The sequence below is a fragment of the Trichococcus collinsii genome (genome assembly GCF_900107505.1).
Classification (GTDB): domain Bacteria; phylum Bacillota; class Bacilli; order Lactobacillales; family Aerococcaceae; genus Trichococcus; species Trichococcus collinsii.
Genome location: NZ_FNQH01000002.1, coordinates 121,784 through 138,137, shown reverse-complemented (window position 1 = coordinate 138,137; position 16,354 = coordinate 121,784). Strand labels below are relative to the sequence as shown.

Genomic DNA, 16,354 nt, shown 5'->3' with positions numbered 1-16,354 from the left:
TTTACAACTACCTTTTTAAGAATCTGTTAATAATTGAGTAAAATGTCGCATTTTGATCAGAATACGAACTATATAAGTATTTTTCAATCATAATGTAAGTATATATTTCGTAATATAAAATAGTCTATGCTATTATTAGGGTGATTTTGTGTTTAATGCGAACAATCTTTTATGAGAGTGCTTTGCCTGTTTTCTATGCTAAAATAGATAACAAAGGGATGTGAAGCGGTTACACGTTAATGTGACGGAAAGCCGAAAAATAGTTGTAAAAAATGCGAAAATCAGGGAAGAAAAGGGGGATTTGTACGTGAGTGAACCAACGAAAGGCAAACGCACGCCATTATTTGAATATTATAAAGAGAATGGTGTGAAGCTGATTGATTTTGGGGGATGGGAGATGCCGATCCAATTTTCTGGAATTCTTGCCGAACATGAGGCCGTCCGTGAACGCGCTGGACTGTTCGATTGTTCGCATATGGGAGAGATCACAATATCCGGTGGGGAAGCGGAAAGCTACCTGAATCGATTGCTGACGAATGATGTCAGCGTGATGACCATCGGCAAAGCCCAATACAATATCATGTGTTATCCGGATGGCGGGGCAGTAGATGATGTCATCCTCTTCAAATTGGACAAAGAAAGTTATCTTTTGGTCTGCAATGCGTCCAACACGGATAAAGTATATGCGTGGATGCAAGAGAAGAACGGGTCGAAAGCGATCCTCAAAAATGTCTCCGACAGCATCGGTTTGCTCGCCCTGCAGGGGCCGGCAGCCATCAAGATCCTGAAGGAACTGACCGACGCCGATCTGGATGCCATCGGAAATTACCATTTTATCGAGGACCAGGAAGTGGCGGGCATTCCGCATGTCCTGATTTCAAGGACGGGTTATACCGGTGAAGACGGTTTTGAATTGTATCTGGCGAGTGAGCAGACCGCGATATTGTGGGGAAAACTTTTGGCAGCTGGTGAAGCCTTTGGGGTGTTGCCTTGCGGACTCGGTTCGCGAGATACGCTTCGTCTGGAATCAGGAATGCCGCTATATGGGCATGAATTGTCCGAGGAGATTACCCCATTGGCGGCCGGGCTGGGATTTGCGGTCAAGACGAAAAAAGCGAGCGATTTTATCGGCAAAGCGGCTTTGACGGCAATCTGCGAAAACGGACCAACCGAAAAGATCATCGGTTTCGAAGCAACCGAAAGAGGAATCCCCCGCGAAAGCTACAAAGTCTTTTCGTTGGAAGGGGAAGAAATCGGGATCGTAACTTCCGGAACGCAATCGCCGACTCTGAAGAAAAGCATCGGGATGGCCTTGGTGAAGTCGGAAGCAGCCGCCATCGGCACAAAGATCCAGATCGAAATACGCAACAAACGCATCCAAGCGACAATCATACCCAAACCATTCTACAAAAGAGCTAAATAAAAAACTAATATACACTCATACTAATGAAAAAAAACAATATACCAGCGCACCGCGCGGAAGGATGATCAAAATGGCAGACCGCAAAAATTTTTATTACACAAAAGAGCATGAATGGGTAGAAAAAATCACGGACGATACGGTTCGCGTCGGTATCACGGAGCATGCGGCGGAACAATTGGGCGACATCGTATTCGTAGATTTCGTGGCCGAACTAGATGCGGAATTGGCCAAAGGGGACGAAGCTGTAACGGTCGAATCCGTAAAATCCGTCTCGGAAGTTTATGCGCCGGTGTCCGGAACAGTGATCAAGCAAAATGAAACTTTGGCTGATGCACCTGAAACTGTCAATGCGGAAGCTTTTGCAGGTGGTTGGATGTACGAAATGCGTTTGAGTAATACCAGCGAGTTGGATGAATTGTTGAGCTACGACGAATACGAAGCCTTCGTGGCCGAGGAGGAGGCGTAAGATGACTGAGGAGCAATTCCGTTATTTACCGGATACATCCGAAGATGAAAAGGGAATGCTGGCTGTCATCGGTGTAGATAGCATTGAGGACCTGTTCACGGATATCCCTGAAGAAATCCGTCTGAAGGAAGAACTGGCGATACCGTTTGCCGTTTCCGAATCGGAACTATTGAAGCAAATGAAGACTTTGGCCGAAAAAAACGTCAGTGCTGGGCAGATGCCGATTTTCATGGGCGCCGGCACCTACGATCATTACATTCCGAGCGTAGTCGATGCAGTGATTTCGCGCTCCGAATTTTATACAGCCTATACGCCTTATCAGGCGGAAGCCAGTCAAGGGGAGCTGCAAGCCATTTTTGAATTCCAATCGATGATCAGTGAATTGACAGGGATGGAAGCGACAAACTCTTCCTTATATGATGGGTTCGCTTCCTTGAGCGAAGCTGTCGGTTTGGCAGCAGCAGTCACGAAGCGAAATGAAATCGTCCTTTCGCAGGCGGTCCATCCGAACGCCCGTAACGTCATCCACGCTGCCGCAAAAGGTCGCGGCCTGGAAGTCATCGAGGTTTTGATGGAAAAAGATGCCACCAACTTCAATGTGACGCGATGCCTGACGACTCCGGATACCGCTGCGATCGTGGTCCAGTACCCGAATTTCTTCGGATCGATTGAGGATTTGGCCATCGTCAAAAAGATCGCCGAAGACAAAGGGGCGCTGTTGATCGTGATGGCCAATCCGTTGGCCCTGGGGATCCTTGAAGCGCCCGGTAACTTGGGTGCGGACATCGTCGTCGGCGATACGCAGCCATTCGGTTTGCCGATGTCCTTCGGCGGACCACACTGTGGATACTTCTCCGTGAATCAAAAGCATATCCGCAAAGTTCCCGGCAGAATCGTCGGGGAAACCGTGGATGCCGATGGAGAGCGCGCTTTTGTATTGACCCTCCAAAGCAGGGAGCAGCATATCCGCCGCGAAAAAGCGACCTCCTACATGAGTTCTAACCAAGCCTTGAATGCGTTGGCTTCCGCCGTCTGCATGGCGGCCCTTGGGAAGCAGGGCGTCCAGGAAATGGCGCAGCTGAATGTAGACAAAGCGGCTTATTTTGCACAGGCATTGCAGGAAAAAGGTTTCGCTATCCTGAACCAGTCGCCTTTCTTCAATGAGTTTGTCATCGATCTGCCATTCCCGGCCGAAGAAGCGAATCAGGCTTTGCTGTATGCGGGCATCATCGGCGGTTATAGCTTGGCGGAAACCTATAAAAAACCGAATCAGTTGTTGGTTTGTGCCACCGAAAAACGCACGAAGGAAGAAATCGACCGGTTCATTGCGGTATTGGAGGGTATAAACCATGCGTAAAACGAAAAATGTGATTTTTGAATTAAGCCGTCCGGGTCGCATTGGGTACAGCCTGCCGAAGAGCGATGTCCCCAAAACGGACTTCAAAGCCAAACTGCCGGAGCATCTCGTCCGCAAACAGCCGGCTGAACTGCCAGAAATAAGCGAACTGCAGCTCATGCGCCATTACACCAACCTTTCCCAGGACAACTTCGGCGTGGAAAACGGCTTTTATCCGCTGGGATCCTGCACGATGAAATACAATCCGAAAATCAATGAGGTGACCGCCCGTCTGGACGGGTTCGCCAATATCCACCCTTATCAACCGTTGGAGACCGTGCAAGGCGCTCTGCAATTGATGCATGAACTGCAGGAAAATCTGGCGGTCATCACCGGCATGGACGGTGTTTCCCTGCAACCGGCAGCCGGAGCGCACGGCGAATGGACCGGCCTCATGATGGTGCGTGCTTACCACGAAAAGAATGGCGACCTGCAACGCACGAAAGTTTTCGTGCCGGACAGTGCCCATGGGACCAATCCATCCAGTGCGCATATCGCGGGCTTCGATGTCGTGAGCATCCCGTCGACTGCTGAAGGTTTGGTCGACCTTGAGGCCTTGCGCAATGCAGTTGATGACCAGACCGCCGCATTGATGCTGACGAATCCGAATACGTTGGGGCTTTTTGAACGCGACATCGTTCAGATCGCCGAAATCATTCATGGAGCCGGTGGGTTGCTGTATTACGACGGTGCGAACCTGAACGCCATCCTTAGCAAAACGACACCCGGCACGATGGGCTTCGATATCGTCCATCTGAACTTGCACAAGACCTTCAGCACGCCGCATGGTGGTGGAGGGCCGGGAGCCGGTCCGGTAGGTGTAAAAGCGTTCCTTAAAGAGTTCCTGCCGATCCCGAGAGTGGAAATGACGGAAGCGGGCTATGTGCTGAACAGCAATCATCCCGCGTCAATCGGACCGGTCAAAGGCTACTATGGCAATTTTGGAGTCCTTGTAAGAGCCTATACCTACATCCGCACAATGGGTCCGGTCGGCTTGCGCAAAGTTTCCGAAAGTGCCGTGCTGCATGCGAATTACCTGCGCAAGCTTCTCGAAAATGATTTCGATACGCCGTATCCGGTCATTTGCAAGCACGAATTCGTGCTTTCCGGCAACCGCCAGAAGAAGTTCGGTGTGCGGACTTTGGATATGGCTAAACGCTTGTTGGACTATGGATACTATGCTCCGACCGTCTATTTTCCACTGATCGTAGAGGAAGCTTTGATGATCGAACCGACAGAAACCGAAAGCAAGGAAACACTCGATGACTTCGCGAACGCACTGATTGCGATTGCACGCGAAGCCGCCGAATCACCGGAAACTGTCACACAAGCCCCGCATCATACATCGGTCAGACGGCTGGATGAAGTGCGCGCTGCAAGAGTGATCAAGGTGAAATACTGATTGCGTTTGATAAAAAGAACAGCCCTCGTCTATCCATTGTCTGCAATGGATAGACGAGGGCTGTTCTATGTGTGTTTATGACTTACTGTGCGACGGTCTGTTCCAACAGCAAGTTCATATTAAGGAAGCCGCGTTCGCTTTTCAGTTGAAAAGCATGCTTGCTGGCGTTGAAGTCAACAACATTGTCGCTGTCGAGAAAAACCAGCGCCCATTTTTGAGCAGGGACAGGTCCGATGTTTGTTTCGATCACGGCATCGTATTCCGCCATTCCGGCATCATTGACCTTCAGCATGAATATGCCGGTGCTCGGGCAGCCGCAATCCTCTCCAACCGCATAGAAAAGGCTGATGTCCTTTAGGTCGTAACGTTTTTGGATTTCCGCGATGGCGGAGTCGGTAAAAGTGAATTTCATGATGTGGTCCCTTTCTTTCTATATAATTAACCGCAAGTGACTGTTCGGGGAAACTGGCTTTTCGGTTGAGCTTTCTTACATATAGTATACGATATATCACCCGAAAAACAAGAAAAGCCATCTTCCGAGTGGAGGATGGCCAAACTGATTAATCTGCTTTAACGGTTTGTTTTCGTTTGCGGATATACCAAATGATAACAGCAATCCCAATCATAGCGATTATCACATAAGCGATGTTGGAATAGATATCCATATAGTGGACGATCATTTCCCATTGCGAGCCGACCGCCGCCCCCAAGTAAATCAGTATGGTGTTCCAGATGACGGTACCGACAGTCGTGAACAGAAGGAAAAGGCCAAAGTTCATGTTCGCCATTCCGGCTGGTAAAGAAATCAAGCTCCTGATCAACGGCACGAAGCGGCAAAAGAAGACAGTCCAAAAGCCGTAGCGATCGAACCACGAATCCGCTTTGTGGATATCCTCATGCGAGATGCGCAGGATGTTGCCGTACTTGTCGACAATCTTATCCAATCGTTCGACATCCAAAAGGGTACCGACACCATAAAGAATCGCAGCACCGACTACTGCACCGATTGTTGCCGCAACGATCATCAAGGGAATGTTGAGCTCCGTTGTGGTTGTCATAAAGCCGCCGAAAGTCAGGATGACTTCAGAAGGGATTGGGGGGAAAAGATTTTCGATCATTATCAAAAATGCTACACCGAAATAGCCAAATTGCTCCATAATACTTTGAATCCAAGCTTCGATAGTGATTCACTCCTCTAAAAATAGTTCTATATTATTCTAATGTTCTAACCTAACTATACACGAAGCACCGGCATTTTCAATTTATTTTGAACATTCTTAAGAAAAACCTATCAGAAATTGAAGTCAGAATCATGCCCATGAATTATTGCAGTGCGCATCCTTCGAATCGTTCTTTTTACATCGATTGGCAATTTTGGTAGAATCAAATGTATATGGGTTGAAAACATTGAAGAGGTGGGGAGAGTCTTTGGTTAATAAAGAAAAGTCAGGCAGATTATTTTGGATGCTGTTCAAATCAACGTTTGTGTTGAGCGCGTTTACTTTTGGCGGCGGGTATGTGATCGTGCCGTTGATGCAAAAAAAGTTCGTGGAGGAACTCAAGTGGATCGAGGCGGATGAGATGCTGGATCTGGTCGCCTTGGGGCAGTCCGCCCCTGGTGCGATCGCCGTCAACACATCCATTTTGGTCGGCTACCGCATGGCGGGATTGTTGGGGGCATTAGTGACTGTCTTCGGGACGGTTACGCCGCCGCTTATCATCATCACGCTCATTTCCTATTTTTACATGAATTTCCGGGAAAATCCGATCGTGGATGCATTGATGATCGGGATGCAGGCCGGTGTGGCGGCAGTCATCGTTAATGTTGTCATCGGTATGGTCAGCGGTGTCGTCAAACAACGGGACATCATCAACACAGTGCTGTTGATTGCAGCATTCATCGCTTCTTACTTTTTTGATGTCCATGTCGTCCTGATCATTTTCTTGGCCGGACTGATCGGTTTCATCAATCTGAGCTATAGGGCGAAGATGGGGGTAGGCAAATGATCTATTTAGAATTGTTTTGGTCCTTTTTCAAGATAGGGTTATTCACGATCGGCGGGGGATATGCATCCTTGCCGCTGATCCAGGATGAAATCGTCGTGAACCAAGGCTGGCTGACGATGCAGGAATACACGGACATCATCACGATTTCACAAATCACCCCGGGTCCGATCGCCATCAATTCGGCTACTTTCGTCGGGACAAAAGTGGGCGGTTTTGGCGGAGCAATCATCGCGACGCTTGGTACGGTCACGCCTTCGATCATCCTCTCGCTCATTTTGGCATGGGCTTACTATAAATACCGTGACATCAAAATAATGCAGGGGATACTCGGCGGGCTCCGTCCGGCTGTAGTGGCTTTGATTGCTGCAGCAGGTTTGGCGCTCTTCGTGGCTGCTTTATTCCAATCCGGCGGGACAGCGATCGGCGGGATCACAATCAATTTCTTAGCGGTTGCCATCTTCCTTGCGGCCCTGTATGCGCTCCGGACCACCAAAATTGATTCGATCTGGCTGATACTGGTCTCGGGAGTCGTGAGCATCCTCTTCCATTTTATCAGCTGACACGGTGTATAATGAAAAGATAGCCTATTCGCTTCATTTAGCTTCACTTCAGAAAGGAATTTGTCATGACGTCAAATCATACAGATAAAGGGCTTCAGGCCAAAAAGAATGTGCCGAAGAAGTGGCACGGTCTGAAGCCATCACGCTTCGCGAAGTACCGTAGCTGGATCAACAGCGGCAGCCCAGGAATCTGCGGAACCTATTGCAGCGCTGTGCTGGTGCATGATGCCGTTCTGCATAAATACAAGCATGCCCTTGATAAAGATACGTTGTTGGCAGGCTTGCTGACGGTCGTTGACGAATTTCTGCCCTATACAGGGACCTTCTTCTGGGATGTACAGCACGGACTGAAATCCTTGCTGGCGGATATTTCGGATTGGACCGTAAAATCGGGCCTCATCACGGAAAAAATCGTTCCGGCCTTGTTGGATCGACCGAATCCTGTACCTGTCATAGTGGGGACGACGCGGTTTTTCAACAGCAAGTACAAGAACCATTGGGTAGTCGTCTATGCTTATGGCTACAACGATGAAGGAAAGCTGTATTATAAAGCTTACGATAACCACGGCCGTTACCAGGCCATCGTGCCGGCATCGCAGACGATCGGTTGTGTCTGGTTGGAAGAAAGACAAAAAAATAAATAAGAATACATAGATATTATTGGGAGGAACATGATGAGGGAATATGATTTTATCGCTATCGGAGGAGGCAGCGGGGGCATCGCGACGATGAACCGTGCGGCAGAGTATGGTGCCAAAACAGCTGTTATTGAAGGGAATTTATTGGGAGGAACCTGCGTGAACATTGGTTGTGTACCGAAAAAAATCATGTGGTATGCGTCCCAAATATCCGAAGCGATCCACAAATACGGACCGGATTACGGGTTCGATACAGGCGCGCATAAAATCGACTTCCCGACCTTATTGAAGAACCGGGATGCCTACGTCGAGCGTTCCCGGAACTCCTATCAAGCAGGCTTCGATCGCCGTAATGTCGATGTGATCGAAGGCTTCGCCAAATTCGTCGACAACCACACAGTTGAAGTGAACGGGGAGCTGATCCGTGCCAAACATATCCTGATCGCGACCGGCGCAAAACCGATCCGTCCGCGGATTCCTGGTGCAAAACTTGGGGATGTTTCCGATACGTTCTTCGAGTGGACCGAATTGCCTGAAAAAGTCGCTGTCGTCGGTGCGGGCTACATCGCCATCGAATTGGCCGGTGTGCTGCACAATCTGGGCGTACACACGCATCTTTATGTCCGCTATGACACACCGCTGCGGAAATACGATGACAGCATCATCGAAGGCTTGATGCAGGAAATTGAAAATGATGGACCGACGTTGCACACACACGCTGTCTCAAAATCTGTTGAAAAGAATGCGGACGGCACTCTGACGCTACATCTGGAGGACGGCACAGCAGAAGTTTTCGATAAAATCATCTGGGCGATCGGCCGGACCGCCAACATCGACGGTCTGAACATCGAAGCAACGGATGTTAAAGTCAGCGACAAAAAATTCATCATCGTCGACGAGTACGAGAACAGCTCCGTTGACGGCATCTATGCAGTCGGCGACGTAACCGGCAAGAATATGCTGACGCCTGTAGCGATTGCAGCCGGACGCAGACTTTCGGAACGGTTGTTCAACAACAAGCCGAACGAAAAATTGGACTACGACAACATCCCGACCGTGATCTTCAGCCATCCGCCAATCGGCAGTATCGGATTGAGCGAAAAAGAAGCTGTAGAGAAGTTTGGCGCTGATCAGGTGAAAGTATACAAGTCCACCTTTGCATCGATGTACACGGCCGTTACAGCCCATCGCCAACTTGTGAAAATGAAACTGGTCTGCGCAGGAGAAAATGAACAAGTCATCGGACTCCACGGCATCGGTTACGGCGTCGATGAGATGATCCAAGGCTTCGCGGTAGCCATCAAAATGGGCGCCACGAAAGCCGACTTCGATAACACCGTAGCCATCCATCCGACTGGTGCAGAAGAATTTGTGACTATGAGATAGAGAGCGAGATGAATCTCGCGACTGAACGCGCGAGATAACCCGCCAAAACCATTTCGGCGGGTAAACCGAATACGATTTACAGAGAGATAGCCCGCCAAACGCATTTTGGCGGGCTATCTCTGACGATATCGAGGTCATTTACCCCGCCAAATCCCTTTTGGCGGGGTAAATGACGTACCGCCCAACAAAATAATCCGAAACACCTCAGGGTCCCGACAAAAATTCATGAATGTGAAGAGCAATCACAGTGTTTACGCGCATATTACATTTGACAATAAATATCGAGGTGATTACTATCGCGTGCAAGGAACGGACGAAGTCGAAGCTTTTGAACATTTATCAAATATTGTCTTCACGAATGAATTTGTCAAGCGATGACTACTATTATTATCTTAATTTATTAAAAGGATTCGAAGGGGAGAGGCGTTTCGATGAATTCACGGAAAAACTGAAGGAGTTTTGCTTGATTCTTAATGATCTGCAATTGGAAATCAGGCGATCTTCTTTTCAAATCGATACCTTACTGATTTTTTTCGACAAAATAGTATTGTACGAAATAAAAAATTATGAAGGGGTGCACTATTGGGGGAAAGATAAATTCACCAAACTCAACGGAGTGGCTATGGAGAATCCTGCTTTGCAACTGCAAAAGACACGGGTTCGGCTGGAATTGCTACTGTCTGAATTGGGCTGTCAGATGAAGGTGGAGGCATTTGTCGTATACATCAATCCGGAATTTACGTTGTTAGGTGCTCCGGCCGATGAACAGTTGCTGCTGCCAAGCCAGATTTCCGGATATTTCGGGAGTCTGCGTGTGGGGACTCCACCAACTGAGAAACAGAAGAAACTGGCGAATGAACTTGTCAAACTACACAAACCAGATTATCCAAGTAAAATGCCGGAATACCGTTATGAACAGCTAAAAAAAGGTATCCCTTGCACCGTATGCGGTGCGCTTTTGGAATCATTCGGTGGCCATCGACAATCGTGTGTGAACTGCGGAAAGAAAGTAAATGTCAAAAACGCAATCAAAACCAGCATTTCGGAGTTTCGCATATTGTACCCGAATGAACCAGTGACATCGATCCGATTGGCGGATTGGTGTGGAGCTGGACGAAGGGACCGAATCTTTCGGATATTGAGAACGGAATTTACTGCGGTAGGAAGCGGTAAAAAACGTCATTACGTATAGTATATTACGGGGAATCTGATCAAGTATAGTTCTTTCACGGGCGAAGCCCCACATTTCCCCTTCATAGGGATTGATTTATAAGGTGAATCGATTCGAAAAAAATGATATCAGTAAAAAAATAACCCGCAAAATTTAATTTGGCGGGGAAAATCAACTCTGACAATCACGAGATAACCCGCCAAAACCACCTTTGCGGGCTAAATCGCCCGCGGGCAACATGAGATTCCCCGCTAAAACCGTTTTTGCGGGGAATCTCGCTCGAAACCCGACCTAAAAATCCAAACCGGCCCCCAAACGTAATAAAAATCACAAAGAAAACCCCGCCGCAACCAAGTTGCGACGGGGTTTTCCTCATATCATATATTATTCTTTGATTTGGTTCACTTTTTTGTCGTATCCAATACCGCGCAAGATTGCTTTCATAATCTCAACGAATGGGATTACGGACAAAGCAGCTGCGACAACGATCATCCATTGTTGGCCAGTCATGTCGTAGATACCGAAGATTGTGTTCAATCCAGGTGTGAATGCTACCATCAGCATCAATGCTAAGGAAAGCAGGATTGCGTAGTTGAACATTTTGTTGCCGAACGGGTTGACCGAGAACAATGATTTGAAGACTGACTTACAGTTGAAGGCATGTGACAATTGGATGAATCCTAATGTCAAGAAGGCCATTGCTTCACCGATGTGCAGTTCAAAACCATAGTAGCCAGTTGCCAACCAGAATACGAACAACGTGATGGCACCTTCATAGATACCTTGGTAGATCATGCTGGCGAATACGCCGTTTGAGAAGAAATTGGAAGAACGGCCACGCGGCGCTTGTTCCATAACATCTTTCTCAGCTTCTTCCAAACCTAATGCGATAGCAGGGAATACGTCTGTAACCAAGTTGATCCACAGCAAGTGGATTGGTTCAAGGATCTGCCATCCCAAAACAGTAGCGATGAACAATGTCAATACTTCACCCAAGTTAGCGGAAAGCAAGTATTGAACCGCTTTTTGGATGTTTGCGAAAACTTTACGTCCTTCTTCAACCGCGTGAACGATTGTTGCAAAGTTGTCATCAGCCAATACCATATCGGAAGCGCCTTTGGATACTTCCGTACCTGTGATACCCATACCGATACCGATGTCAGCTTGTTTCAATGATGGTGCGTCGTTTACGCCGTCACCAGTCATGGCAACAACTTTACCTTGATCTTGCCATGCTTTAACGATACGTACTTTATGTTCAGGAGAAACACGAGCGTATACAGAGTAGTTTTGAACCGTGCGCAAGAAATCATCATCAGAGATATCATTCAATTCAGCACCAGTGATGACTGCTTTAGCGGAAGAGTTCTCATCTAAAATGCCTAACCGCGTTGCGATTGCAGAAGCAGTGTCTCTGTGGTCACCCGTGATCATGACAGTACGGATACCAGCTTTTTGGGCTTGAGCGATCGCTTGTTTAGCTTCCGGACGCTCAGGGTCAATCATACCGATCAGACCGGCAAAGACCAAGTCAGTTTCGACTGCTTCAGTCGTCATTTTTGCAGGTACAGCAGCAACGTTTTTGAATGCCATAGCCAATACGCGCAATGCTTGGATAGCCAAGCTGTGGTTTGTGTCCAGGATTGCATTTCTGTCAGCATCCGTGATTGGTGAAATGACGCCGGCTTTGATGATGTGTGTACAACGTTTCAACAATTCATCTGGAGCACCTTTTGTAGCGATCATGAATTGGTTGCCTTCAGGATGAATCGTTGACATCAATTTACGGTCTGATTCAAAAGGAACTTCAGCAACACGCGGCATGTCAACCAATTTAGCGGAAAGGTCGAAACCTTTTTCTAAACCATATTGAACCATTGCTGTTTCAGTAGGGTCACCGATCAATGATTTGTCGTTAGCGATTTTTGTGTCATTCGCTAAGTTCATGATCTTCATGACAGGCAATTCCAAGTCGATGTTTTCATCGGCATCGTGGACTTGGCCATTGTAGTAGACTTTTTCGATCGTCATTTTATTTTGAGTCAATGTACCGGTTTTGTCGGAACAGATGACTTCAGTACCACCCAATGTTTCAACAGCAGGCAATTTACGAACAAGCGCGTTTCTGCTTGCCATTTTTTGCGTACCCAACGCCAGGATGATGGTAGTGATGGCAGGCAAACCTTCAGGAATAGCGGCAACGGCTACGGAGATGGAAACCATCAACATATCCAACCAAGGGCGGTCATTGAACACGAATCCGATGATGAACATCAGTACAGCGACGACCAAAATCAGAATAGTCAAAGATTTACCCATTTGATCTTGGTTAATCTGTAATGGTGTTTTCTTCTCTTCAGCGTTTTGCAGCATATTCGCGATATGTCCGACTTCTGTGTTCATCCCTGTAAGGACGACGACACCTTCCGCGCGGCCATAAGTTACGTTGGTGCTTGAGAACGCCATGTTCTTGCGGTCACCCAAAGCAGCATCAGTTTCAACGTCGCGCAAGTCTTTTTCGACCGGTACAGACTCACCAGTCAAGGCAGCTTCTTCAACTTTGAGTGAATTCACATCGTAAAGGCGGATATCTGCAGGAACAACATCTCCGGCTTCCAAAACGATGATGTCACCAGGCACAAGTAATTCGGACTTGACTTGGATGATTTCTCCGCTACGTTTTACGTTAGCAAGAGGTGAAGCCATTTTTTTCAAAGCTTCGATTGCCTCTTCAGCTTTTTGTTCTTGGAAGACACCTAGGAATGCGTTGATGATAACAACAGCTAAGATGATGATAGCGTCAGCGATTTCATGACCGATAGTACCAGAAATGATAGCTGCAGCCAATAGAACGAGAATCATGAAATCCTTGAATTGGTCCAAGAATTTTTGCAAAGTGGTGCGTTTTTCACCTGCTTCTAGTATATTTTCGCCATACTCAGCCAATCTCTTCGCGGCTTCCTCTTTCGTAAGTCCACCTCTGGTCGAATTAAGTTCTGCTAAGACTTCTTCTTCCGTTTGCGCGAAGAACGCTTTATTCAGTTGTTCTTTTGACACAGTATTTCCCCTCTCTTGACCTGAATGTAGTAGTGTTAAAATGAAAAGAGACCTATGCATAAAATTGTCCGTCAGACAACACTGTATGCATAAGTCTCACTATTTAAGGTAACACCAGCAGATAGGATTACTCTACTTATTGTTGACATTACCACAGCCTTGTACTGCTAGTTACTCCCCTATGGAGATATTCAGTTTAACACTCGGATTTATTATATCGACAAAATCATGTAATCGCAACAATTTATTACCGAAAACGAAAACATTTAAAAAAATGGACACATTTCCGATCAATCGGAAATGTGTCCATTTTCATTATAGCAATGCCAGGATAATGAAGTTAGCCAAGAATAATGCCGAAGAGAACCACACGATCGGGTGGATTTCGTACGACTTTCCTCTTACTACTTTCACGATGCAGTAGAAGAAGAATCCGGCTGCGATACCGTAGGAAATGCTGTAAGAAAGACCCATGAAGATGGATGCGAAGAAAGCAGGGATCGCATCTTCCAGATCATGCCAGTTGATTTCCGTGAATGATCCCATCATCAAAATACCGACGAGGATCAAAGCAGGCGCTGTTGCAGCAGCAGGAACGACACCAATCAGAGGTGCGAAGAATGCGCTGATGATGAACATGCCGGCAACCACAACCGCAGTCAAACCTGTACGTCCGCCAGCACCGATACCGGCAGCACTTTCTACGTAAGTAGTAGTATTGGAAGTACCGAAAATCGAACCGATAACCGTACCGACTGAATCGGCGAACAAAGCTTTATCCATTTTCGAGCTGAATCCGGATCCTTCTTCAAGTGCTTTTTCATCTTCTGCAGAGAAGATGCCCGTGCGACGGCCCGTTCCGATGAACGTACCAATCGTATCGAAAGTATCGGAAAGGCTGAATGCGAAGATAGTCATCAATACTAAAGGCAACTGGGAAGCATCAGAGAACAAGGACAAAAGACCTTCTGAACCGAAAGCGGCACCGAATGTTACACCTAATTCTGAAACAGCAGTTGCAAGTGAGTTTGCTTGCAGGCTCGCTGTTGAAATATCAACAACACCCATCGGGATACCCAACAAAGTAGTCGCAACGATACCAATAAGGATGGCACCACGCACATTTTTGACCATCAGGACAGCCGTAATGACCAAACCAATCAAAGCCAACAATGCCGGCATTTGCGTGAAATCAACCAAGGCAGGGACGATGCCGCCGCCGGTCATGACTGTGCCTACACCGCCAGTGAAAGTTTCGGCTGTTGCGTCATAAGGCGCGCCGTTGATTGCTGTGATGGAGCTGGCGTCGGAAGTGAATTGCAAAAAGCCGGCGTTTTTGATTCCGATATAAGCGATGAAGATGCCGATCCCGCCGCTGATTGCATGCTGCAGACTTTCAGGGATCGATTTGATGATCATTTTTCTGACTTTAGTGACAGTGATGAAAACGTTGAGCATCCCGCAGATGAATACCATGGCCAAAGCTTGTTGCCAAGTGAAGCCAAGCGAGAAGACTACTGTGAAAGTGAAGAAGGCGTTCAGGCCCATACCCGGTGCCAAAGCATAAGGTACGTTTGCGAAAAGGCCCATCACCAAAGTGCTGACTGCAGCGGAAATGATTGTTGCCAAGAAGACTGCTTGGCTAGGCATCCCAGATAAAGAAAGAATTGCCGGATTGACGAAAATGATATAAGACATTGCGAAGAAAGTTGTGATCCCCGCAACAACTTCTGTGGAAACTGTTGTTCCGTGTTCTTTGAGTTTAAAGAAATTTTCCATTTTGAAAAGATCTCCCATCTGAATTTTTTTTCGGCAGCGACAGGAAACAGTAACAATAAATGATTTCAGATGCTTTCCTTGCTTACCACTCGACTATTATAACCAATCACACAAAAGCTTGCAATAAATAAGTGAATGATTTAATCAATTTATCACTTTAATGTTCGGAATTTGCTCGATTCGATAATGAAAGCGCATCAAGAAAGCTATCCTTACATCTTAACGTTAGTATTTCAGGAAAACATGTTCTTTTTTTGAAGAAATCTGTCTGAGCAAGAAAGCAGTCGGTATGCTAAAATGAGAAGGAGCGAAACAGTCTGAAAGTAAGAAGGTGATGAGCGTGAAAGATGAAGTGTTTGTGGTGGGCGATGTCCATGGGGAGATCACCTTACTGAAGAAATTATTGGAAAAGTGGGACCGAGAGAAGCAACAGCTGATTTTTATCGGCGATCTGGGGGACCGCGGCGAAAATTCGAAGGCTTGTTTTCTGCTGGCGAAGGAGTTGGTGGAAAAGCACGGTGCCATCTATCTGAAGGGCAATCATGAAGCTATCCTGCTGAATTTTATCGCAAACCCGGAGGAATTCGCAGGCAATTATTTCCTGAATGGCGGTTTGGGCTCACTGGAAAGTTTTCTGCATGAGCACATCAACGAGGAGTATTCGCCTACCGAAATCGCGCTGATGATGAAACACTACTACAAAGATCTGCTGGCTTTTTTGGCGGAGCTCCCCCTGTATTATGAATGGGATCAGTACGTATTCGTCCATGCCGGCGTCGATCTGGGCAAAAAGGATTGGCACGACAGCACCGAGGAGGATTTCCTATGGATACGCGAACCTTTCCACAAAAAGAAGAATCGCACCGGTAAAACAATCGTATTCGGTCATACCCCGACTTTTTACCTGCACGGCGACAACGACCGTTCGGATCTGTGGATTTCGGACGATAAGATCGGCATCGATGGCGGAGCCGTCTACGGCGGATCGCTGCACGGTGTCGTGTTTGACAAAAACGGTCTGAAAGAGGACCATATTATACAGAAATGATGAAGATGCCGAAACGGCAGT

General features: G+C 47.2%; 14 protein-coding genes. 10 read left to right on the top strand and 4 right to left on the bottom strand.

The window, feature by feature from the left end; translation table 11 throughout:
- The first annotated feature begins 307 nt into the window (after nt 1-307).
- From gcvT to gcvPB, 4 genes are all read left to right on the top strand, one after another.
- On the top strand, nt 308-1,423 hold the full coding sequence (gene gcvT / locus BLV66_RS04980; RefSeq protein ID WP_086987691.1) for a glycine cleavage system aminomethyltransferase GcvT: 1,116 nt from the start codon (nt 308-310) through the stop codon (nt 1,421-1,423).
- A gap of 70 nt (nt 1,424-1,493) precedes the next feature.
- Nucleotides 1,494-1,889 carry a glycine cleavage system protein GcvH gene (gcvH, locus tag BLV66_RS04975; RefSeq protein ID WP_086987533.1) on the top strand — a complete coding sequence of 132 codons (396 nt, stop codon included), beginning with the start codon at nt 1,494-1,496 and terminating at the stop codon, nt 1,887-1,889.
- Between the two features lies 1 nt (nt 1,890).
- The gene (gene gcvPA, locus BLV66_RS04970) at nt 1,891-3,246 is read left to right on the top strand and encodes an aminomethyl-transferring glycine dehydrogenase subunit GcvPA (protein WP_086987534.1); all 1,356 of its coding nucleotides are present in this window, start codon (nt 1,891-1,893) and stop codon (nt 3,244-3,246) included.
- On the top strand, nt 3,239-4,687 hold the full coding sequence (gcvPB, locus tag BLV66_RS04965; protein WP_086987535.1) for an aminomethyl-transferring glycine dehydrogenase subunit GcvPB: 1,449 nt from the start codon (nt 3,239-3,241) through the stop codon (nt 4,685-4,687). Before gcvPA ends, gcvPB begins: the two co-directional genes overlap by 8 nt.
- 82 nt (nt 4,688-4,769) lie before the next feature.
- Here gcvPB and BLV66_RS04960 read toward each other — a convergent pair whose 3' ends face one another.
- The gene (locus BLV66_RS04960) at nt 4,770-5,099 is read right to left on the bottom strand and encodes an iron-sulfur cluster biosynthesis family protein (RefSeq protein ID WP_086987536.1); all 330 of its coding nucleotides are present in this window, start codon (nt 5,097-5,099) and stop codon (nt 4,770-4,772) included.
- Nucleotides 5,100-5,247: 148 nt separating this feature from the next.
- A complete protein-coding gene (locus tag BLV66_RS04955) occupies nt 5,248-5,844 on the bottom strand; it encodes a DedA family protein (RefSeq protein ID WP_218131798.1) in 597 nt (198 codons plus the stop codon).
- 271 nt (nt 5,845-6,115) lie between these two features.
- Here BLV66_RS04955 and BLV66_RS04950 point away from each other — a divergent pair, with 271 nt between their 5' ends.
- The 5 genes from BLV66_RS04950 to BLV66_RS04930 all read left to right on the top strand — a co-directional run bounded on the left by BLV66_RS04950 (nt 6,116) and on the right by BLV66_RS04930 (nt 10,470).
- Nucleotides 6,116-6,694, top strand: coding sequence for a chromate transporter (locus BLV66_RS04950; RefSeq protein WP_245826748.1), 579 nt, complete (start codon nt 6,116-6,118; stop codon nt 6,692-6,694).
- The gene (locus tag BLV66_RS04945) at nt 6,691-7,254 is read left to right on the top strand and encodes a chromate transporter (RefSeq protein ID WP_086987538.1); all 564 of its coding nucleotides are present in this window, start codon (nt 6,691-6,693) and stop codon (nt 7,252-7,254) included. The genes BLV66_RS04950 and BLV66_RS04945 overlap by 4 nt, the downstream gene beginning before the upstream one ends.
- A 65-nt stretch (nt 7,255-7,319) precedes the next feature.
- On the top strand, nt 7,320-7,898 hold the full coding sequence (locus BLV66_RS04940) for a dihydrolipoamide dehydrogenase (RefSeq protein ID WP_086987539.1): 579 nt from the start codon (nt 7,320-7,322) through the stop codon (nt 7,896-7,898).
- Between the two features lie 30 nt (nt 7,899-7,928).
- Nucleotides 7,929-9,278, top strand: coding sequence for a glutathione-disulfide reductase (gene gorA, locus BLV66_RS04935; protein WP_086987540.1), 1,350 nt, complete (start codon nt 7,929-7,931; stop codon nt 9,276-9,278).
- A gap of 358 nt (nt 9,279-9,636) precedes the next feature.
- Nucleotides 9,637-10,470 carry a nuclease-related domain-containing protein gene (locus tag BLV66_RS04930; protein WP_256327829.1) on the top strand — a complete coding sequence of 278 codons (834 nt, stop codon included), beginning with the start codon at nt 9,637-9,639 and terminating at the stop codon, nt 10,468-10,470.
- Between the two features lie 363 nt (nt 10,471-10,833).
- Here BLV66_RS04930 and BLV66_RS04925 read toward each other — a convergent pair whose 3' ends face one another.
- Together BLV66_RS04925 and BLV66_RS04920 are read right to left on the bottom strand one after the other, a co-directional pair.
- Nucleotides 10,834-13,506, bottom strand: coding sequence for a cation-translocating P-type ATPase (locus BLV66_RS04925; protein ID WP_245826750.1), 2,673 nt, complete (start codon nt 13,504-13,506; stop codon nt 10,834-10,836).
- Nucleotides 13,507-13,821: 315 nt separating this feature from the next.
- Nucleotides 13,822-15,285: an NCS2 family permease gene (locus BLV66_RS04920; RefSeq protein WP_086987543.1), complete on the bottom strand. Its 1,464-nt coding sequence runs from the start codon at nt 15,283-15,285 to the stop codon at nt 13,822-13,824.
- A 334-nt stretch (nt 15,286-15,619) separates the two neighbouring features.
- On the opposite strand from BLV66_RS04920, the gene BLV66_RS04915 reads away from it, so the two are divergent.
- Entirely contained in the window at nt 15,620-16,333 is a 714-nt protein-coding gene (locus tag BLV66_RS04915; protein ID WP_176974144.1) for a metallophosphoesterase family protein, read from the top strand.
- Nucleotides 16,334-16,354 lie beyond the last annotated feature (21 nt).

Excerpts from the sequence above, each read along its gene's own strand:
- gcvH (WP_086987533.1), top strand. The coding sequence starts at position 1,494 with ATGGCAGACCGCAAAAATTTTTATTACACAAAAGAGCATGAATGGGTA.
- gcvPA (WP_086987534.1), top strand. The coding sequence starts at position 1,891 with ATGACTGAGGAGCAATTCCGTTATTTACCGGATACATCCGAAGATGAA.
- gcvPB (WP_086987535.1), top strand. The coding sequence starts at position 3,239 with ATGCGTAAAACGAAAAATGTGATTTTTGAATTAAGCCGTCCGGGTCGC.
- BLV66_RS04960 (WP_086987536.1), bottom strand. The coding sequence starts at position 5,099 with ATGAAATTCACTTTTACCGACTCCGCCATCGCGGAAATCCAAAAACGT.
- BLV66_RS04955 (WP_218131798.1), bottom strand. The coding sequence starts at position 5,844 with ATGGAGCAATTTGGCTATTTCGGTGTAGCATTTTTGATAATGATCGAA.
- BLV66_RS04945 (WP_086987538.1), top strand. The coding sequence starts at position 6,691 with ATGATCTATTTAGAATTGTTTTGGTCCTTTTTCAAGATAGGGTTATTC.
- BLV66_RS04940 (WP_086987539.1), top strand. The coding sequence starts at position 7,320 with ATGACGTCAAATCATACAGATAAAGGGCTTCAGGCCAAAAAGAATGTG.
- gorA (WP_086987540.1), top strand. The coding sequence starts at position 7,929 with ATGAGGGAATATGATTTTATCGCTATCGGAGGAGGCAGCGGGGGCATC.
- BLV66_RS04930 (WP_256327829.1), top strand. The coding sequence starts at position 9,637 with ATGAATTTGTCAAGCGATGACTACTATTATTATCTTAATTTATTAAAA.
- BLV66_RS04920 (WP_086987543.1), bottom strand. The coding sequence starts at position 15,285 with ATGGAAAATTTCTTTAAACTCAAAGAACACGGAACAACAGTTTCCACA.
- BLV66_RS04915 (WP_176974144.1), top strand. The coding sequence starts at position 15,620 with ATGAGCGTGAAAGATGAAGTGTTTGTGGTGGGCGATGTCCATGGGGAG.